Source organism: Saccharothrix ecbatanensis (assembly GCF_014205015.1).
Classification (GTDB): domain Bacteria; phylum Actinomycetota; class Actinomycetes; order Mycobacteriales; family Pseudonocardiaceae; genus Actinosynnema; species Actinosynnema ecbatanense.
The window spans coordinates 3,121,338-3,141,267 of the sequence record NZ_JACHMO010000001.1 but is presented as its reverse complement, the minus strand read 5'-3'; the positions used below and the strand labels follow the sequence as shown (position 1 = coordinate 3,141,267).

The following is a 19,930-nucleotide window of genomic DNA, read 5'->3' as shown; positions in this document are numbered from 1 at the left end:
CCCGGAGGCGACTTCGATGATCGACGCTGTGCACCGCGATCTGTCGGACGGCTTTGTCCATGAGGCGATAGCCGCGCGGGCGGTGGCGACACCGGACGCCTTGGCGTTGCGGTCGCGGCGGCGCTGGTTGACCCACAGGGAACTCGACGAGCTGGTGCGCAACACGCAGCACGCGTTATCGGCGGTCGCCATGCCGCAGGACCACGCTCCCGTCGTCGTCATCACGTCGCGCAGCGAATGGGCCGTGGTCGCGATGCTCGGGGTGTGGCACGCCGGCTGCGTGTACGTGCCGTTGAACGAGGCGATCTCCGAGCAACGCCTGCGGGACATCCTGGAGCGCGTCGAGCCCGGGGCCATCCTGACCGACGCCGCCAACGTCGAGTTCCTCCGGGCGGCGTGGACGGGCTGCCCGATCCTCGATGTCGAGCAGGTGGCCACCGCGGACCAGTCCTGCACTCCCCGCACGACCACGCCGGGCAAGCCGGGCAGGCCGGACCCTGGCCGGCTCGCCTGTCTCGTGCACACCAGCGGGTCGACCGGGCAGCCCAAGGGCGTCATGGTCGAGCACGCGTCCCTGTACAACCTCGTCACCTCGGTCGCCTCGCCCTATGCCCCCGGCCCGGAGGATCACGCGCTGCACTTCGGCGCGCTCGGCTGGGACTCGAGCATCGAGGAGATGATCCTCCCGCTGTTCCGCGGCACGCCGCTGACGATGTGCACCGACGAAGCCGATTACGGCGTCCCGCACTTCCTGCGTGAACTCGCCGACCAGTCGATCTCGCACCTGTACCTGCCCACCGCCTACTGGCGCGAGATGTGCCTGGAGTTCCGGGACGGCTCGGAGCGGCTGCCGGCCTCCGTGCGGAGCGTGCTGATCGGCGGGGAGCGGGCGTCGGCGGAGGACCTGGCGGTGTGGCGCCGTTCGGTTCCCGCCGAGGTGGACCTGTGGAACTGCTACGGCCTCACCGAGACCTGCGTGACCTCGACGCTCTACCGCGACGACCGGGACGTTCCGGCGGGGGAGTTCCCGTCGATGCCTCTGGGCGGTCCGTGTCCCACCGTGACGACGCACGTGCTCGACGATCGGATGGAGCCCGCGCCCGCGGGGACGGTCGGCGAGCTCTTCATCGGCGGTCCCGGGGTGGCAGCGGGGTACTGGCGCGACCCGGAAGGCACCGCTGCCGCGTTCATCCCGGATCCGTTCGGCGAGGGACGGCTGTACCGCACCGGGGACCTCGGCATGGTCGACGCGTCGGGGCGGCTGCTGTTCATGGGACGCGTCGACCGCCAGGTGAAGATCAACGGCTTCCGGGTCGACCCCACCGAGATCGAGGGCGCGCTCACCTCGCACCCGGCCGTCCACCGGGCCTGTGTCGTGTCACGCCGGGAAGCATCGGGTCACCCGGGCCTCGTCGCCTACCTGGAACTGGCCAACCCCACGCACGACGTCGAGCACGTCAGGGAGCATCTGGCGGGACGGGTGCCGCCCTTCATGGTGCCGGCCAGCCTGGTGGTCCTCGAGACGATGCCGCTGCTCTCCTCGGGCAAGATCGATGTCGGCGACCTGGCGACACGGGCCGAGGCAGTCACCCCTACGTCCGCCGGGGGACCAGCCGGCAGCGAACACACCGCCGACATGATCGAGATCTGGTGCCAGGCCCTCGGGATCGACGAGTGCGGGCCGAACGTCGACCTCCTCGAACTGGGCGGCAACTCGCTGTCCGGAATGCGTATCGCCGCACGGGTCAGCGAACACTTCAAGATCGCGATCCGGTTCAGGGACGTGCTCGAGCACCGCACGCCCGCCGCGCTGGCCCACTACGTCGAACTTCTCCAGAAGGCGTCATGACCGCCATCGTCGGACACGGCGGCAGCGGTTCGACGCAGCGGAAGATGCCGTTGTCGTTCGGGCAGCGCCGGTTGTGGATCGCGGAGCAGGTGGCGCCGGGCAGCTTGGCCTACACCACGCCGGTGTTGTTGCGGTGGCGTGGTGAGATGCGGGTCGAGGTGCTGCGGTCGTGCCTGGACGCGGTGGTCGAGCGGCACGAGGTGTTGCGGACGGCGTTCGTGACGGAGCTGGGTGTTCCGACGCAGCTGGTGGGCGAGTTCCGCGGCGCCGACGTGCAGGTCGTGGATTGCCGTGGTGACGGGGCGGCCGGTGTCGATCAGGCGATTCGCGCGGAGTTGGAGCGGCCTTTCGACCTGGCTCGTGGCCCGTTGTTCCGGGCGCGGGTGATCGTGGAGGCCGACGACGCCGGTGTCCTGCTCGTGAACATGCACCACATCGTGACGGATGGCTGGTCCGGCGCGGTTCTCCAGGACGAGCTGGTGGCGTTGTACCCGGTGCTGGCGGCTGGTGGCGTGTCGCCGTTGCCCGAGTTGCCGTTGCAGTACGCGGACTTCGCCGTGTCGCAACGGGAGTCGCTGACCCCTGAGCGGCGCCGGGTGGTGGAGGACTACTGGCGGGAGCGGCTGGCGGGCGCTCCGGCGTACACGAGTCTGCCGTACGACCGGGATCCGTCCGGGGTGGAGTCGCGGGAGGGCAGCACGTTCAGCTTCTCCCTCGATCCGGCGGTGATGGGCGGGGTGCGGGCGTTGGCCCGTGACGAGAACGCGACGTCGTTCATGGTGTTGCTGGCGGCGTACAAGGTGGTGCTGTCGAAGTTGACCGGCGAGACCGACGTCGTGGTGACCACGTCGGTCGCCGGCCGGAACGACGTCGGCCTGGACGGTTTGATCGGGTTCTTCGTCAACAACATCGTGTTGCGCACCGACCTGAGCGGCGAGCCGGGCTTCCGTGAGGTGGTGCGGCGTGTCCGGCACACCGTTCTCGACGCGCAAGACCACCAGGACCTGCCGTTCGACATGCTCGTGTCCGCGATCCGGCCACCGCGCCGACCACAGCAGACGCCGTTCCTCCAGACCGCTTTCGTCCACCAGCCGGAGTCGATCGCCGAGTACCACATCGGGGACGTGGCGGTGCGGCCGATACCGGCGCCGCTGACCCCCGCCCCGCTCGACCTGACGTTCTCGTTCTTCGAGGACGTCGGCCTCGAAATCCAGATCAACTACCGGGTCGACCTCTTCAAACCGGACACGATCAGGCACCTGGGCGAGCAGTTCTCGGCGACCCTCCGCGCGGGACTGGAGGGCCAGGATGACTGAACAGGTCGGTGACGAGTCGTCCACGCGGCACCCGTTCCTGGAGTTCGGCTCGGGCCCGCTCGCCGATGTCGACCTGACGTCGCCCCGTCTGCACGCCGAGCGCGACCTGAGCGATGTCTGGGGCATGCTGCGTGAACGGCAGCCGGTGGCCTGGCACCCCACGACCGGTGGTGGGTTCTGGGTCGTCAGCAGTTACTCCGCCGCGGCGGAGGTCTACCGGAACAGCGAGGTGTACACCTCCAGCCGCGGCAACGTCCTCGCCATGCTCCTGGCAGGCGGCGATCCGGCCGGGGGCAAGATGCTGCCCGTCTCCGACGGTCCTCGGCACCAGCAGATCAGGCGCGTGCTGATGCGCGCGCTGACTCCCCGTGCGCTGACCGGCCTGGCCGAGCGGGTCCGCCTTGCCACCGTTCGCCTGGTGCGTGAGGCGGTGGAAAGCGGAGACTGCGATCTGGGCCGCGACGTGGTGCCCTACCTCCCGCTCGCGGTGATCTGCGACCTGCTCATGGTGCCCGAGGACGACCGCGAACTGCTGCTCACCCAGAGCAAGCTGGCGCTCGCCTCGGAGGATCCCGACGGCACCGAGTTCGACGCGCGGCTGGCGCGCAACGAAATCCTCCTCTACTTCGCCAAGCTGGCGCGATCCCGCCAGGACCAGCCCGGTGACGACATCCTCGGCCTGCTGATCCAGATGACGAGGTCGGAGGTCGCGCTCACCAGCCAGGAACTGCTGTACAACGCGTACAGCATCCTGCTCGGCGGCGACGAGACGACCAGGCTGTCGATGATCGGGGCCGCGCACGCCCTGACCCAGTGGCCGGACGAGTGGAATCGGCTCAAGACCGGTGCCGTGCCGGTGGAAACCGCCGTCGAGGAGTTTCTGCGGTGGACGACGCCGACCCTCCACGCGGGCCGGACCGCCACGAGCGACACGACCCTAGGCGGTCGTCACATCGCGCGCGACGACATCGTCACCGTCTGGAACTCCTCGGCCAACTTCGATCCGCGGCAGTTCGACGATCCGGCGCGGTTGCGGCTGGACCGCACACCCAACCGCCACCTGTCGTTCGCGGTGGGCGCCCACTTCTGCCTGGGCGCCCAGCTGGCGAGGATCGAGCTGGGCGCACTGGTCGGCGCACTGGTGGAGACCGCCGATGGCATCGAGTTGACCGGGGAGCCGAAGCGGCTCTACTCCAATTTCCTGAGTGGGTTCACCAGGCTGCCGGTGCGGTTCGAGGCGGCTGCGCGGGACCGGCAGCCGTCCAACCAGGCTGAGAAGGAAGAGGTTCGATGAGCACGCCGAGCGCTGCCGAACAACCGTTGACCGCGGTCGAGTCCGTCATGGCCGAGATCTGGGAGTCGGTGCTGAACGTCACCGACGTGGGTCCGGACGACGACTTCTTCGCGCTCGGCGGTGATTCGCTGCTGGCCATCGAGATCATCTCGGCGGCCGAGCAGCGGGGGCTGCCGCTGAAGCTGATGGATCTGTTCAAGCGACCGGATCTCCGCGGGTGCTGCCAAAACCTGACGGTGGCGGACGGGGGCGGCGCCGCGCCAGCCGCCGACCTGCTCGCCCAGGCCGATCGTGATGAGCTGCCCGCCGGGGTCGGCGAGGCCTACCCGATGACTCGGCTGCAACTCGGTCTGGTCTACGAGAGCGCGGCCAGCGGAGGCGCCCTCTACGTCGACGTGGTCTCCCGTGAGGTCCTGCTGCGGCTCGATGCCGAGGTGCTCCGCCAGGCCTTGGACCACGTCGTGGAGAGACATCCGATCCTCCGCACCCGGTTCGATCTCGCCGGCTACAGCGAGCCGCTTCAGCTGGTCGAGAAGCAGGTGACCGTCGAGCTGGAGCTGGACGACCTCCGCGGGTTGTCCGACGACGAGGTGACGGTGTGCCGCGCCGCGACGATGGAGAAGATCGGCCGGCCGTTCGACGTGGACGACGTCCCGCTGATCCGCGCGCATGCCGCACCGTCCGGGCCGGACCGCTTCCGCCTCACCTACGCGTTCCACCACGCGATCCTCGACGGCTGGAGCGAGTCGGTCCTGGCGTTCGAGCTGATCACGACCTACCGGGCCGTGCTGAACGGCGAGCAGCCCGCCTTGGCGCCGCCCGCGCCGTTCTCCGAGTTCGTCCGGCTGGAGCGCGAGGCGCTCGCCGACGAGGGACAGCGGCAGTTCTTCGCGCGATTCACCGACGGGCCGCTGGACGGGCAGGTCCGGCCGGCTCGGCGATCAGCGCCGCCGGTGCCCCACAAGGTCTCCGTGCTCGCGCAGCGGCCCACGGTCGAGTCGCTCGCCACGCTGTCGGCGGCGTGGGGCCTGCCGGTCAAGAGCCTGGTGGTGGCCGCCTACTACACCGCCGTGGAAGCCGCGTTCGGTCGCGGCCAGGTGGCCGGGCTGTCGATGAGCGGACGGCCGGAGCTGCCCGGCGCGGATCTGACGCTCGGCCTGTTCCTCAACCACCTGCCGGTGCGACTCGCGTCGAGCGGTGCCACCTGGCGTGAACTCGCACGGCAGGCGTTCGAGGCGGAACGCGATCTCCTGCCACAACGGCGTTTCCCGTACTCCGAGATCATCGAGCTCCTCGGCCGCCGCCCCTTCGACGTTGCGCTGAACTTCGTGCACTTCCACAACATCGAGGAGCTGCTCGCCCAGGGACTCATTGACGCTGAGGAGGATTGGCGGGACAGCACCAGCGTGCCCATCCGCGTCGAGGCGATCTACGCCCCCGGGGCCTGCGGGCTCCAGATCGACGTCACGGTCGACACCGTGCGGCATCCGCTGCGGCGGGCGGCGGAGATGGCCGAGACGATGCTCCTGGCGCTCGACCGGCTGGCCGGCCGCCCCGACGAGCAGGTCGCGCAGGGAGGCCGCTCGCAATGACGGAGGACACCACGGCCAAGGCGGCGTCGAAACCTTCGCTCTGGAAGCGCCGCGGCTACGTCACCTATCTCGGGTCGCAGACTGTGGCGCAGCTCGGCTTCCAGGTCAGCGTGGTCGCCATCCCGCTCATCGCGGTGCTCGAGCTGGACGCCTCACCCGTGGAGCTGGGGCTTCTCGTCGCGGCCGAGCGGGTGCCGTTCCTGATCTTCGCGCTCATGGCCGGCGTGCTCGTCGACCGCTTCTCCCGCCGGCGGCTGCTGATCTACGCCTCGATCCTGCGCGCGCCGCTCGTGCTGACCATTCCCGTCGCCGCGGCCATGGGCTGGATGACGGTGACGCAGCTGTACGTGGTGGCGTTCCTGCTCGGCACGCTCACCGTCCTGTCCGACGTGGCCGCGTTGTCGATCATGCCTTCGCTGGTTCCCAAGGATTTCCTGGCCGGGGCCAACGCGAAGCTAGAGGCCGCTCGTTCCGCGAGCGAGGTCGTGGGGCCCGGTCTGGGCGGGGCGCTGGTCCAGTTCATCACGGCGCCCTTCGCCCTGGTCGTGGACGCCGTGTCGTTCCTCGTGTCCGGAGCCATGCTGTCGGCGCTGCCCAAGGACGAGGACCCGAAGGAGAAAGCCGAGAGCGGCAAGCAGTCCGCCTGGCAGGACATCAAGGAAGGCATCGCTTTCGTCTGGCGGACCGACGTGCTGCGGTGGAACGCGGTCGTGGCCGGCCTCACCAACCTGTTCGCCTACGCGTTCCTGGCGATCCAGTTCCTCTTCATCATCGACGATCTCCAGTTGGGCGCCGTGTTCGTCGGGGTGCTCCTGAGCCTCGGCGGTGTCGGCGGCGTGCTGGGAGCGCTCGCCGCCGGGTGGATCTCGAACCGCCTCGGCATCGGCACCGGCTTCCTCTCCGGCAGCGTCACGATGGCGGCGGGCGTCCTCCTGGTGGGACTCGCGCCCGCCGGGATGGGGTTCGGTCTCGTGCTGGCGGGAAGCGGCTACTTCCTGTTCGTGTGCGGCATCCCGATCTTCAACGTCGCGGCCGTGACCATCCGGCAGGCGGTCACCCCCGCCCCGCTCCTCGGCCGCACGAACGCCACGATGCGCTTCCTCATCTGGGGCAGCATCCCGCTGGGATCGCTGATCGGCGGAGTCGTCGCCGAGGCCACGAGTTCGCGGGCGGTCGTGCTCCTCACCGGCGCCGCCCTGCTGATCCCGACCGTCCTGCTGGTGCTGTCCCCGATCCGCGGCCTGCGCATCACCGAGAACCAGGACCAGCCCTGAGCCAGAGTGCACGGCACACGAACGTCGAAGGAGACGAAATGGGAGATACGACCGCAGCGCAGGGGCGCTCGGTGCGGTCCGTCCGCCGCCGGAGCGTCGAACCCGGCATCGACGGTCTCGTGCACATCGCGCGCGCCGACCGGCCCGGTGCGCCCGTCGTCGTCGAAGCGCGGGCGGCGGGCCTCGACCTGGCCGCATGGCTGCGGGAGAGCCAGGAAACCGTCGACCGCCACCTGTACGACGCCGGCGCGGTGATCTTCCGGAAGTTCCAGGTCGTCACGGCGGCCGACCTCGCCGACGTGGCCGGTGACGGTGGTGACGTGCCGCTGCTCGACTACCTGTACGGCTCCACTCCGCGCACCAAGGAATCGAAGGGCGTGTACACCTCCAGCGAATACCCGCCGGAGGCGACGATCCCCCAGCACAACGAGATGGCCTACGCGCGGAACTGGCCGCTGCGGCTGTGGTTCTTCTGCCAGCTCAACGCGGTCAGCGGCGGGGAGACACCGCTCGCGGACAGCAGGCGTGTGCTGGAGCGCATCCCGTCCTCGGTCCGTGCGCGGTTCGAGCGCGACGGGATCATGTACGTGCGCAACTACGGCGGCGGTGTCGACCTGCCCTGGCAGCAGGTGTTCGAGACCGACGACCGCGAGACCGTGGAGCGGTTCTGCGCGGCCAACGGGATCGACCTGGAGTGGCTCCCGGACGGCGGCCTCCGCACCAGGCAGATCTGCCAGGTGGTCGCGGAACACCCTCGCACCCACGAGGTGGCGTGGTTCAACCAGGCCCACCTCTTCCACACGTCCAGCCTGCCCGCCGCCGTTCGTGAGGAGCTGCTGGCGTCCTTCGGACCCGAGCAGCTTCCGCGCAACGCCCTGTACGGGGACGGGAGTGTGATCGAGGACGAGGCGTTCACCGAGATCCGCGCCGCGTTCGAGGCGGAGACCGTCGCGACCCCCTGGCAGACCGGTGACGTGATGCTGGTGGACAACATCCTGATGAGCCATGGGCGGAACCCGTACCAGGGCCCCCGGAAAGTGCTCGTCGCCATGTCCGGCGCTTGGAGTGACCTCGAGAGGGCTCGATGACCAGCACGGACGTGACCACCGAGATGTTCCCCTTGTCGCCGCAGCAGCGGTACGCGTGGCTCACGCGGGACGTGTCGACCGGCGCGGGGGAGGGCTGTCCCGCGATCTCCGGTGAGATCACGATCCGCGGCCCGCTCGACGTCGGCCGCCTGCGTGCGGCCCTGGACGGCCTGGTCGAGCGCTACGAGATCCTGCGCACCGACTACCTGCGCGTCGCCGGGCTCGACGTGCCGTTGCAGCGGATCAACGCAGCCGCCCCGGTCGCCGTCGACGACATCACCGAAAGCGGCTGGCGGTCCCGCGCCGCGGAACTGATGGATCCCGCCGGTCCGCCGCTGCACGTCGGGCTCGCGCGACGGGACGACCAGCTGCACACGTTGTTCCTGCGGCTGCCGGCCATGAACGCCGATGCCGAGAGCGTCGCGCTGCTGGTGGAGAACCTGGCCGGGCTGTACGGCGGCACGGCGCAGGCGTCCACGGACGAGGAGCCGCTCCAGTACGCCGACCTGGCCGAATGGTTCAACCAGCAGGTGAGCGACGCGGACGATGAATCGAGGCGGCACTGGCAGTCGCTCGCCGAGATCAGCGGCGACCTGCCGCGGCTGCCGTTCCAGTACTCCCGTGCGGATCGGGCGTCTCGTGCCGCGGCCGAGGACACCGTGGAGGTGCCCCTGCCCGACGGCCTGCGCGAGATGGCCGAGCGCGACGGCGGCACGGTGCGCCAGGTGCTGCTCGCGTCCTGGGCCGCGCTGCTCGGTCGGTACACGCCCGGCCGGCCGCTGGTGGTGATGGCGTCGCGATCGGGCAGGCAGGAGGCCGACCTGGCGGACGCGATCGGTCCGTTGGCCAAGCTCGTGCCGGTCCGGCTCGACGACGACCCCTCGGCCTCGCTGCGGTCCCTGATCCGTCACGTCATGGCACAGGATGAAGCGGCCGAAGTGCTCCACTACGCCATTGCACCCGAGGCGTGGCTCACCGACGACTCCGCCGAGCAGGCGCGGACGTCCATCGGCTTCACCCATCGCGTCCGGCCACGTGCCGTCCGTGCGGGAGGCGCCGAGTTCGAGCTCGACCGGATCGGCGCCGTGCTGGAGACCGACATCGAACTCGCGGTCGAGCAGGACGACGCGTCGGTGCGGGTGATGCTGAGGTACCGGACGGACAGCTTCGACCGGGCCGACGTGGCCGACCTCGCCGCCGCCCTCGGATCGGTGCTGGAGACCTGGCTGTCCGCCCCCGAGACTCCCGTTGACGAGGTGCCGCTCCTGCCGGCCGATCGCCACCGCACCGCGCCCGTTGTCGGCGAACCGGTGCCTGTCCACGAGCGGTTCGCCCGGCACGCTCTCGCGGAACCGTCGGCCATCGCGGTGGTCGACAACCGGGGCAGGCACAGCTACGGCGCGCTGCACGCGACCGCACAGGCGCTCGCCGACCGGCTCGGAGAGCGCGGAGCCGGGCCGGGCAGCCTCGTCGGCGTCCTCTTCGGACGCGGTGCGGGTGCGCTGGCCGCGATGCTGGCGGTGCTGGAGTCCGGCGCGGCGTACGTTCCGCTGGATCCGACACTGCCGGTGGAACGCCTGCGCCTGATGGTCGAGGACAGCGGTGCCCAGATCATCATCACGGAGCCTGCCTATGCCCCCATGGCCGAGTCCCTCCGCGCTGCCCCGATCGTCGTGGACGACCTGAGCCGCGACGGTGGTCCCGTGCAGGTTCGGGACGTCCCGGCAGTGGCTGCGGACCTGGCCTACGTCCTGTACACGTCGGGGACGGCCGGCAGGCCGAAGGGCGTGCTGGTGGGGCACCGGCACATCGCCGCGTACGTCGACGCGATCACCGAACGCCTCGACCTGGTCCCCGGTCTTGGCTACGCCCACGTGTCGACCCTCAGCGCCGACCTGGGGTACACCGTCCTGTACGCGGCGCTGTGCACCGGCGGGACGCTCCACCTCGTGGACGACGACGTCCTCCGAAACGGCGACGAACTCGCGGACCACCTCCAGCGCGAAGCGGTCGACGTCGTCAAGATCACCCCGTCCCACCTGACGGCGCTCCTCCAGACGACCGGGGACCCCGCGGGCCTGATCCCGGCGCGGGCGCTCGTCATCGGTGGCGAGCTGTTGCGCCGCGACCTGGCCGCCCGGCTCGACGAGTTGGCCGACGGCTGCGAGATCGTCAACCACTACGGCCCGACCGAGGCGACGGTGGGCACGACCGCGTACCGGGTGCGGCAGGGGGACCTCGACCCGAGGTCGGAGTCGGTGCCGATCGGCGGCCCGTTGGGCGCGGCGACGGTCCAGGTCGTGGACAAGGCGCTGCACGAGGTTCCGCGCTGGGTGCCCGGCGAGCTGGTGATCGGTGGACCGGGCGTCGCGGACGGCTATCTCGGCCTGCCGGAGCTCACCGCCGAGCGCTTCATCCCGGACCCGCTGTCGCCCCGCCCGGACGGCCGCCGCTATCGGACGGGCGACCTGGTGCGCATGCTGCCCAGCGGCGACCTCGAGTTCCTCGGACGCGACGACGACCAGGTGAAGATCGCCGGCTACCGGGTCGAGCTGCGGGAGATCGAGTCGACCCTGCGGACGCACCCGGACGTGAAGGACGCTGCCGCGCTGGTGAATCCCGACGACGCCGGGCAGCAGAGGCTGGTCGCGTTCGTGGTCGGCGCCGGCGATCTCCCCGAGACCGAGCTGCACCAGTTCGCCGCGGCACGCCTGCCGCACTACATGCGACCGGCCGCCATCGTCACGCTCGACGCGTTTCCGTTGAGCGCCAACGGCAAGTTGGATCGCGCGGCGCTGGTCGAGGCCGCGGCCGACGTCCGGCAGACCGGTCACCGGGGTGAGACTCCGCCCAGGGACACCACCGAGCTGCTGCTCTCGCACCTGTGGACGCGGTCGCTCGGGAGGACCGTCGGCGTCACCGAAGACTTCTTCGAGGTCGGCGGGAACTCGCTGAAGGCGATCCGCCTCATCGCGGACATCCGGAAGGCGACCGGAATCAGCCTGCCCGTGTCGGCCATGGTCAACGCGAGCTCCATCGAGGCGATGGCTCAGCTCCTGCGCACCGAGGAGCGGGAGGACCGGTTCCGGTCGGCCGTGCCGTTGCAGGCCTCCGGATCGCTGGACCCGTTCTTCTGCGTCCACGCGGGCGGTGGCGGCGTGCTGGGCTACTTGCCGCTGGCGCGGGCCGCCGGAGACGAGCGCCCGTTCATCGGCCTGCAATCACCGGGGCTCTACCCCGGCGGGAGCAGCCCGGCCGAACTGACCGCGATGGCCGCCCGATACGTGGAGGAGATCAAGGCGCACCAGGCACAGGGACCGTACTGGTTGGGCGGGTGGTGCCTCGGCGGCATCATCGCCCATGAGGTCGCACGGCAGATGGTGGACGCGGGGGACGAGGTGGCGCGGCTGGTCCTGTTCGACAGCGACGCGCCGGTCGAAGCGCAGCTCGACGGATCTGCCGGGGCCGAGTCGTCCGACGGCGACGTCACCGACATCGAGCTCGTTCAGAACTTCGCCTGGCACTACCAGCTGGACATCCCCACGAGCGAACTCGAGTCACTGGACGACCAGGCGCGGCTGGACTACCTGGTCCGGTTGGTGCGGAGCAAGGACCTGCTGCCGGCCGACGCGGGCCGCGCGGAGCTGCGGCAGATGCTCACGGTGTACCGCGGGAACGTCAACGCGGCGCGCAGGTACATCCGGGACGCGCGTCCGCCACTCACGCCGTCGGTGGACTACCCCGTCACGCTCTTCCTGGCGGTGGACGAACCGGTGCGGGACGACGTCGGCGAGACGTTGGGCTGGGCGCAGATCTACGGGTCCGGGGTTCGTGTGGAGCGAGTGCCCGGCGACCACCACACGATGATGGTTCCGCCGCAGGTGGATGTTCTCGCGCAACGGCTCGCGGCCCTGCTGGCGGGGGCCGGATCGACGGGGGGAGCGGCCCGATGACCGACAGGACTAGGTCGGCGACGCTGCCGGAGGCGTCCTCGCGGGCCGGCGAGTTGGTGTCGGAGCGCGCGCCGGAGCATGCGGCGGGTGAGTTGGTGTCGGACCGCGCGCCAGGCGCCGTCGGTCAGGAGCCCTCGGAGGCGCTCGTGGCAGCCAGGGCCGCCCAGCTCGATGGCGTTCCGACGGTGCTCGAACTCCCGTCCGACCTCCCCCGTCCCGCGACCCGGGACCTCGCCGGTGCGCGGCTGGCGTTCGCCCTGTCCGACCGTGCCGGGTCGGCCTGCGCACGGCTGGCGGCGGAGTGTTCCGTGAGTCGCGCGACGGTCGTGTTCGCGGCGTGGAGCCTGGTGCTCGCCCGGCGTGCCGGGGTGGAGGACCTCCTCCTCGGCCACACCCTTGCCGGTCCGCGCCTGGTCCCCGTCCGGTGCGTGCTGACGGCGGCGAAGTCCGTGCGTGCGTACGTGCATGGCATCTCGTCGGCTCTTGCCGAAGCCGAGGACGCCAGTGACGTGGGGGTGGACGAGCTTCGGGCGCGGCTCGACGTTCCCGATGATCCCCGCCGGGCGTCGCTGATCCAGTTCGTGGTCGACGTGCAGGGCCGTCCCGCACGGATCTCCGCTGGCGATGTCGAGCTGGTCGTCCACGACGATGACCGCGCCGTGGTATCTCCGTTCGACGCTTCGCTCGTCCTGCGGCGGTGGGCTCACCGCCCAGAACTGGCGCTGGACTACGCGACCTCCGTGCTCCTGCCGTCGGAGGCCTCCGCCCTGGCGGACTCGCTCGACGCCACGCTCGGCGAACTCGTCGACTCGCTGGACGAGCGGCTGGAGGCGGTTCGGACCATCTCACCCGCGCAACGCGCACGGCTCGCCGTCGTCCGCAACGGGCCGTCGTGCGACTCGTCCGACGACATCTGGCGGATGGTGGCGGCGGTCGCGCGGGAACGGCGCGGTGCCGAGGCCGTGAACGGCCCGGACCTGGCGCGGCCCCTGAGCTACGCGGATCTGGTGTCTGCGGTGGAGCGGTTGGCGGCTGCTCTGGCGGACGCCGGCGTCGGTCCTGGCGTCAACGTCCTGATCGCCCACGCCCGATCGGCCGGGGAACTGGTGTCGGTCCTGGCGGTGCTGCGCTGCGGCGGCACGTACGTGGCCTTCGACGCCGAGGCTCCCGACGATCGCCTCCAACGGATGTTCAGCACGGCGAATCCCGGCGTGATCGTCGGTGGTGACCCGGTCATGGTGGACCGGATCAGGCCGCTGTGCCCGTTCCCGTGCGCCACGGTGATCGCGCCGGATCCGCTCGACGCAGGCGATACCGAGGGCCCAGTGGGCGCCGAGGGCCGCGCGGTGGCGCCGCTGCCACCGGTGGACCCGGATCGGGCGGCCTACATCACGTTCACCTCCGGCTCCACCGGCGTCCCCAAGGCCGTGCGGGTACCCCACCGGGCGGTGGTCCGCCTCGTGCGAGACCCGGCCCACGTGCGCTGCGGTCCCGGCGAGCGGATGCTCAGGTTCGCCCCGCTGGCGTTCGACGCCTCGACGCTCGAGCTGTTCGCGCCCCTAGCCAACGGGGGTTCCGTGGACGTGCTGCCGCACGAGCTGCCGTCGTCCGGCGAACTGGCGGAGTTCATCCAGGAGCACGGCGTCACCGTGCTGTGGCTCACCGCCGGGCTGTTCCGGCTGATGGTCGACCTCGCCCCACACGCCTTCGCCGGCGTCAGACAGGTGCTGACCGGTGGCGACGTGGTGCCGCCCGAGCAGGTCCGGCGGCTGCTCGAGCGCTATCCGGGCATCCGCGTCACCTCCGGTTACGGGCCGACCGAGAACACGACGTTCAGCACGGTGCACCACCTCGACGATCCGTCCGCGGTGGAGTCACCCCTGCCCATCGGGCGGGCGATCGCCGGAACCGGACTCGTGATCCTGGACCGCGCGGGAGGCGAGGTGCCACCGGGGGCAATCGGCGAGCTCTACGTGACCGGCGCGGGTCTGGCCCTGGACTACCTGGGCATGCCGGACCAGACCCGGGCCGCGTTCGGGCGCCCCGCCCCGGACACCGGTGAGCGCATGTACCGCACCGGCGACCTGGTGCGCCTCGACGCCCGCGACCTCGTCCGCTTCATGGGCCGGACCGATCACCAGGTCAAGGTCCGCGGCCATCGCATCGAAACCCAGGAGATCGTGGCGCGGCTGCTGGAGCACCCCCTGGTGCGGGACGCCGTGGTGGTCGCGGTGGGCGCCGACGCGTCCTCCCGGCGCCTTCTGGCCGGCGTGGTCGCCGACCCCGAGCCGCGGCTGGAACCCACGCTGAGGGCGCACCTCGCCCGATCCCTGCCGAGGTACGCCGTCCCGGCGCTCTGGGCCTTCCTCGACCGGGTCCCGTTGACGACCAACGGCAAGGTCGACGCGGCCGAGCTGGAGCGCACCTCGGCGCGATCGCTGGCGGAGCGGAGGAAACGGCAGCCGTAGGCGCTCCTTAGCACGCAGGCGCCTGCGTGCCAGGGGAATCACGACCGGCCGTCGCCGTGACGATCTCGTGGTCGACGTGCTCGCGCCCGCGCACCCTTCGGGCGGACTCGGTGAGCCGTATCCCGGTGGTGACAGGCAGGTCCTCGCTCGACCGCCCTGCCGCCAGGACGATCGCGCCGGGTTCGACGACGAGGTGGCCGTCGAGGCCCGTGGAACCAGCGCAGGGCCAGGACCACCTGTCCGTAGCAGGTCAGCACCCTGTCCCAGTCCGGGTGCCGCGGTCACGGCGTTCTGTGCGGAGCAGGCGGCCCAGGTACTGGGCGAGTTCGCGAGGCATGTCGAGTGTGGCTCGATAGGTGATCACGGAGAGCCTTCTGGTTCGGACTTGATCTTCGTAAATCTGGTTCTACCAAGGGCTCCCCGGCCCTCTTCCTCCGGGTTCCGGCGCTCGCCGAGGTACCTGTCCAAACGAGTCCCGTGAAAAGCCACCGCACTTTCAGCGCCGGGTCAACCTCAGCGAGATCACCTCATTGACCGGCCCCCGTACACCTGGCACCACGAAGACGGAGAGTGCCGGCTCGTGCGTCGTCGGTGACTACGTCGGCTCGCCCTGGAAGTGCGGGACCGGGGTGACAGCGGCGATCCGGAGGCGGTTCTCGGACACCGCGGTCCAAACGCCGCCCGCGCGGCCGATCCACACCCGTCCGTAGTCCCACGACGCCTTCACCCCGTCGCCGCCCAACGACGGCTGTTTCATCACGAAACGGCTGACCGTCCCGGGGTCGTCGTCGAACTCCACGTCGAGCGTCCAGTCACCAACGATCACCTGACCACGACGCCACTCGGAAGTGCGCAACCTGCGCGCCCACCGGGGGATCGTGCGCAGACCGCCGACGAGCAGCACCGTCCCCAGCACGACCCCGAAGATCACAACGACCTCACCCCGTTCGGAAATGTTGCGGTCGTGGAAGGTGCGGACCCGTGTCGGGTCGTTCTCGTCCACGATCACCATCACCCAATCCCCGACCTCGTACGGCCGGCGGTCGACGCCGAATTCGACGGTGGCGACCCGCTCTTCACCGCGAAGGGTGAAGCGGACGTCGATGCCCGTCGGATCGCGATCAGGCCGCGCGTCCTCCACCTCCGTGACGACGCCGTCGACCCGTCTCCCCGACTCCAGCAACTCGTCCTGGGCGGCCCGCACCGAGAACCAGCCGGTCACGCCGGCCGCGACCAGCGCTCCGCCGACCACGCCCATGAGCACGCTCTGCCACAGCGCCACCCGCACGACGACCGGCAGCACCGCGGGATCGACCCGTGCCCGGTCGTCGGAGTTGAAGATCGCCGCGTCGCGCCTCAGTACGAGGAACTCCTTGAACGTCCGCACCAGCTTCGCCACCGGCCGAGTATCCCCGCCCGGCACCGGGAACACTGCGGATCGCGGAAAGCTCATGTGAGACGGGCCGGGACGCAGGCGCTGTACGGCGCGCTGTACCAAGTCCGGCGGTCGTCGGACAACACCACGCGCGACATCGGCCCGCTCACCCAGGGCGGGGTCGTCAACGCCGCCACGCAGGATTCCTTCTGCGCCGACACGAACTGCCTCATCACCGTCCTCTACGACCAGTCGGGCCGTGGCAACCACCTCACCCAGGCGCCTCCCGGCGATTTCGCGGGCCCGGCTCCGGGTGGCTACGACAACCTCGCGGTCGCGAACGCCGCGCCGGTGACCATCGGGGGACGGAAGGCGTACGGCGTGTACATCTCGCCCGGTACCGGCTACCGCAACAACAAAACCAACGGCATCGCCACCGGCGACCAGCCGGAAGGCATCTACGCCGTCCTCGACGGCACGCACTACAGCGGCGGCTGCTGCTTCGACTACGGCAACGCGCAGACCGACGGCAAGGCCGACCGGCAGGGCATCATGGAGACCGTCTACTTCGGCTCCAACAACTGGTGGGGGTCCGGGGACGGCCCCGGACCGTGGGTCATGGCAGACCTGGAGTGGGGGCTGTTCTCCGGCGTGAACCCCCGCTACAACCCCAACCCGACCATCAACCACCGGTTCGTCACGGCGATCGTCAAGGGCGAGCCCGACCACTGGGCCATCCGCAGCGGCAACGCCCAGTCCGGCGGACTGTCGACCACCTTCGACGGGCCACGCCCCAACGGCTACCACCCGATGCAGAAGGAAGGCGCGATCCTGCTCGGCATCGGCGGCGACAACAGCATCGCCGGCGCCGGCACCTTCGACGAAGGCGTCATGACCTCGGGCTACCCGACCAACGCCACCGAGGACGCCGTGCAGGCCAACATCGCGGCTGCCGGCTACGCGGCGGGACCGGTCACTCCGGTCAACCGCATTCAGTCCTACAACTTCCCCGACCGCTACATCCGCCACCAGGACTACCAGCTGCGGCTGCACCAGATCACCGACGCCATCGGCCGCGCCGACGCGACCTTCCGGTTGACGAGTCGACCCGACACCGCTGAACCCCCACTCCACGACAGGGCCCACAGGACCGATCACATCCCTCGGACGGGTCGGGGGTCGCTCACGACCCCCGACCCGGGTTGCCCTCCACGTGCGGCTCGGAGCGCGGCCGCCGGGCCATTGGACCTGGACGCGGGTGGCCTCGGCCACCGCTAGGCTCAGGTGGTGCACTTCGACCAACCTGAACTCGCTGAGCTGTGGCGGCTTGCTCGAGAGACGCTGGAGGGTGGCGGTCGGTCCGCGTTCAGCATCCGTGTCGAGGACGAGAAGACCGCCGCGGCGCTCACCGAACTGTTGCGCAAGCCCGTCGCGCACCCGGCCCGCCGGCAGATCTCCCTGGCGCGCCTGGACGAACACGTCCGCACGCACGGCAGCACGTTGACCGAGGTGCTGGAAGCGGTGCACGGCAAGCCGATCGGCATGTCCACGACCGAGGAAGCGTCGACAGCCGACGCCGTGCTGAAGTTCGCGCTGCGTGAGCACAACCTGCTGCACGAACCGTGGGCTGCACCGTGGATCGCGCACGTGCGCCGGTACGGCAAGATCCCGCAGCCCGCGTTGCCGATGCTCGCCAACCAGGCCGCCGGGGTGCTCGGCAAGCTCGGGCCCACGACGACCCGGTTCGCCTTGGCCGGCAACGACCTCGACGACGGACGGCCGCTCGCCCGCATCGTGGGCAAGGCGCTCGAGCTCATGGGCACGACCTGGGAGCAGGCTGGAATCCTCAAGGACGCCTACAGCGACCCGGTGCTGACCTCCCAGGGCTACCTGACGCTGAACGACACCCTCGAGACCCGTGAAATCACCGTCGTCCGCAGCCCACGCCTGCTCGAATCCGGCGTGCCCGGCCCGTTGATGGTGCTCCCGAACGGCCTCACCGCACAGGCCAAGCACCACCTCAACGGCAAGGTCGTCCGCTGCCACAACGACTTCACGCCGGACGGCATCCGCGCGGCCAACGAGATCCTCGCCTGGACCGGCGGCACGGCGTGGCGCATGTCGGCGAACGACTACCGCGAGGCCGTCGCCACCCTGATCGCCCGCAGTGTCGAACTGCCGACGTTGAACAGCCGTCCCGCAGAGGCCACTTGGGATCCCGACCTGGCCAAGACCATGGCCACCACGGGCTTGATGGTCACCGAGGAGCACGTGCTCCCGTCACTCCTCTGACCCGGATCCGCGAAACCGACCCATCAGCTTGTCAGAGCCCTGCCCTCGGTAAGCGCGGATTTGTGCGTTGACTTTCAACAAATAAGTCACCGGACGGCCTATGTGGCGCCCAAGACCTCGGAAACTACCGTCTACGTGCGTCTGACCTGCGGTGATTAATTTTTGTGACCCTGGAGGTGAACGGCAGGGTTGACGCTGTTTTCACGGTGTGAGTACTGTCCGCTGCTACGCCAAGAGCGTCTATAGCGTGCTTTTTGCCGCAGCCAGGGGTGGACGCGGTTCGGCTATCCGTATGGATAGTGGAAGAAGGGGGAACTTGTGGCTGCGACAAATGTCCTCGAAGACGCTTCCGCGGTGCTGCTGCGACTGGCATTCCACGGTGTCACCCACGCCACGGGCGTTCCCTGCTCCTATCTCAAGGGCCTCTTCGCGTTGCTGGAGACCGGCCACGAGAGCGGCATCCGGTACGTCCGCGCACCGCGTGAGGACACGGCGCTGGGCCTGGCGTCCGGGATCGCCGTCGGTGGCGGGTTCCCGGTGGTGCTCATGCAGAACTCCGGCCTCGGCTACTCGCTCAACGTGCTGACGTCGTTCAACCTGATCTACGACGTGCCGCTGCTGGTCGTGGTCAGCTGGCGGGGCGAGCCGGGCACGGGCGACGCGGTGGAGCACGACGTGATCGGCGCGAAGCTGCCCGACCTGCTGACCCTGTTCGACTTGCCGCACGAGGTCTTCGACAAGGCGGACGCGGCCGGGTGCGTGGACCGGTGCGTGAAGCTGATGAGCACGACCGGCCGGCCGGCTTTCCTGATCGTCCGCGGAGGGCTCTGAAAACGCATGCTCACATCGGAAACCGTCATGCGGCATGTGCTCACCGCGCTGCCGAACGCCTGTGTGGTCTCGACGTGCGGCTACCCCAGCCGCGAGCTCTACAACTCGATGGACCGGCCCGGCAACCTCTACCTGCTCGGGTCGATGGGGATGGCCGCTCCCGTGGCGTACGGCATCGCCGCGGCCCGTCCGGGTCGCCCGGTCGTCGCGATCGACGGTGACGGCTCGATCGCGATGAACCTCGGCTGCCTCGCCCTCGCCGCCGAACTGGCGCTCCCCGTCGTGCACCTGGTGCTCGACAACGGCATGCACCAGAGCACCGGCGGCCAGAGCACGGTGCTGCCGAACGACCTGGCCGCGGTGGCGTCGGGCGCGGGCTACCCGGAGGTCGTGACGGTGCGGTCGCCGTCGGACCTCGCCGCGGTCGACGGGTTGGGCGGGCGGACGACACCGCTGTTCATCCACGCGATCGTGGCGGCGCGGACCGCGGCGGCGGGCCACCGGATCCGGCAACGGCCGCAAGAACTCGTCGGCCGGGTGCGGGCCTTCCTCGACGACTCCGCACCGGAATCACTCATGCGATGACCCCGTCCGGCGC

The 19,930-nt window shown here is 70.1% G+C and carries 13 protein-coding genes; 12 read left to right on the top strand and 1 reads right to left on the bottom strand.

Translation table 11 applies throughout. The features are described from left to right. Positions 1–16: 16 nt before the first annotated feature. The 8 genes from F4560_RS13455 to F4560_RS13420 are packed head-to-tail and all read left to right on the top strand — an operon-like array spanning position 17 to position 14,834. Positions 17–1,849, top strand: a complete 1,833-nt coding sequence (locus F4560_RS13455) for a non-ribosomal peptide synthetase (protein ID WP_184920013.1) — start codon at positions 17–19, stop codon at positions 1,847–1,849. Further along, the gene (locus F4560_RS13450; RefSeq protein ID WP_184920011.1) at positions 1,846–3,165 is read left to right on the top strand and encodes a condensation domain-containing protein; all 1,320 of its coding nucleotides are present in this window, start codon (positions 1,846–1,848) and stop codon (positions 3,163–3,165) included. The genes F4560_RS13455 and F4560_RS13450 overlap by 4 nt, the downstream gene beginning before the upstream one ends. Further along, positions 3,158–4,459: a cytochrome P450 gene (locus tag F4560_RS13445; protein WP_184920009.1), complete on the top strand. Its 1,302-nt coding sequence runs from the start codon at positions 3,158–3,160 to the stop codon at positions 4,457–4,459. The genes F4560_RS13450 and F4560_RS13445 overlap by 8 nt, the downstream gene beginning before the upstream one ends. Then, positions 4,456–6,051, top strand: coding sequence for a condensation domain-containing protein (locus F4560_RS13440; RefSeq protein ID WP_184920007.1), 1,596 nt, complete (start codon positions 4,456–4,458; stop codon positions 6,049–6,051). The genes F4560_RS13445 and F4560_RS13440 overlap by 4 nt, the downstream gene beginning before the upstream one ends. Continuing rightward, positions 6,048–7,325 carry an MFS transporter gene (locus F4560_RS13435; protein WP_184920005.1) on the top strand — a complete coding sequence of 426 codons (1,278 nt, stop codon included), beginning with the start codon at positions 6,048–6,050 and terminating at the stop codon, positions 7,323–7,325. Before F4560_RS13440 ends, F4560_RS13435 begins: the two co-directional genes overlap by 4 nt. Before the next feature lie 38 nt (positions 7,326–7,363). After that, complete coding sequence (locus tag F4560_RS13430) at positions 7,364–8,413, top strand: TauD/TfdA family dioxygenase (protein WP_184920003.1); 1,050 nt, start codon at positions 7,364–7,366, stop codon at positions 8,411–8,413. Further along, the gene (locus F4560_RS13425; protein WP_184920001.1) at positions 8,410–12,366 is read left to right on the top strand and encodes a non-ribosomal peptide synthetase; all 3,957 of its coding nucleotides are present in this window, start codon (positions 8,410–8,412) and stop codon (positions 12,364–12,366) included. The genes F4560_RS13430 and F4560_RS13425 overlap by 4 nt, the downstream gene beginning before the upstream one ends. Then, a complete protein-coding gene (locus F4560_RS13420; RefSeq protein ID WP_184919993.1) occupies positions 12,363–14,834 on the top strand; it encodes an amino acid adenylation domain-containing protein in 2,472 nt (823 codons plus the stop codon). Before F4560_RS13425 ends, F4560_RS13420 begins: the two co-directional genes overlap by 4 nt. Positions 14,835–15,429: 595 nt before the next feature. On the opposite strand, the gene F4560_RS44415 is transcribed toward F4560_RS13420, so the two are convergent. Beyond that, positions 15,430–16,233: a DUF3592 domain-containing protein gene (locus tag F4560_RS44415; RefSeq protein WP_312869298.1), complete on the bottom strand. Its 804-nt coding sequence runs from the start codon at positions 16,231–16,233 to the stop codon at positions 15,430–15,432. 54 nt (positions 16,234–16,287) lie between these two features. Between F4560_RS44415 and F4560_RS13410 the strand changes: the two genes are divergently transcribed. The 4 genes from F4560_RS13410 to F4560_RS13395 all read left to right on the top strand — a co-directional run bounded on the left by F4560_RS13410 (position 16,288) and on the right by F4560_RS13395 (position 19,917). After that, positions 16,288–17,487 carry an arabinofuranosidase catalytic domain-containing protein gene (locus tag F4560_RS13410; protein WP_312869297.1) on the top strand — a complete coding sequence of 400 codons (1,200 nt, stop codon included), beginning with the start codon at positions 16,288–16,290 and terminating at the stop codon, positions 17,485–17,487. A 9-nt stretch (positions 17,488–17,496) separates the two neighbouring features. Further along, entirely contained in the window at positions 17,497–18,501 is a 1,005-nt protein-coding gene (locus tag F4560_RS13405; RefSeq protein ID WP_184919989.1) for a DUF2399 domain-containing protein, read from the top strand. 318 nt (positions 18,502–18,819) lie between these two features. Beyond that, positions 18,820–19,332 (top strand): thiamine pyrophosphate-binding protein, encoded by a 513-nt coding sequence (locus F4560_RS13400; protein ID WP_184919987.1) that lies wholly within the window; start codon positions 18,820–18,822, stop codon positions 19,330–19,332. Positions 19,333–19,338: 6 nt separating this feature from the next. Next, positions 19,339–19,917, top strand: a complete 579-nt coding sequence (locus F4560_RS13395) for a thiamine pyrophosphate-dependent enzyme (protein WP_184919985.1) — start codon at positions 19,339–19,341, stop codon at positions 19,915–19,917. Positions 19,918–19,930 lie beyond the last annotated feature (13 nt).

What these genes read in the sequence shown, in the direction of transcription:
- F4560_RS13455 (WP_184920013.1), top strand. Translation starts at nt 17, where the DNA reads ATGATCGACGCTGTGCACCGCGATCTGTCGGACGGCTTTGTCCATGAG.
- F4560_RS13450 (WP_184920011.1), top strand. Translation starts at nt 1,846, where the DNA reads ATGACCGCCATCGTCGGACACGGCGGCAGCGGTTCGACGCAGCGGAAG.
- F4560_RS13445 (WP_184920009.1), top strand. Translation starts at nt 3,158, where the DNA reads ATGACTGAACAGGTCGGTGACGAGTCGTCCACGCGGCACCCGTTCCTG.
- F4560_RS13440 (WP_184920007.1), top strand. Translation starts at nt 4,456, where the DNA reads ATGAGCACGCCGAGCGCTGCCGAACAACCGTTGACCGCGGTCGAGTCC.
- F4560_RS13435 (WP_184920005.1), top strand. Translation starts at nt 6,048, where the DNA reads ATGACGGAGGACACCACGGCCAAGGCGGCGTCGAAACCTTCGCTCTGG.
- F4560_RS13430 (WP_184920003.1), top strand. Translation starts at nt 7,364, where the DNA reads ATGGGAGATACGACCGCAGCGCAGGGGCGCTCGGTGCGGTCCGTCCGC.
- F4560_RS13425 (WP_184920001.1), top strand. Translation starts at nt 8,410, where the DNA reads ATGACCAGCACGGACGTGACCACCGAGATGTTCCCCTTGTCGCCGCAG.
- F4560_RS13420 (WP_184919993.1), top strand. Translation starts at nt 12,363, where the DNA reads ATGACCGACAGGACTAGGTCGGCGACGCTGCCGGAGGCGTCCTCGCGG.
- F4560_RS13395 (WP_184919985.1), top strand. Translation starts at nt 19,339, where the DNA reads ATGCTCACATCGGAAACCGTCATGCGGCATGTGCTCACCGCGCTGCCG.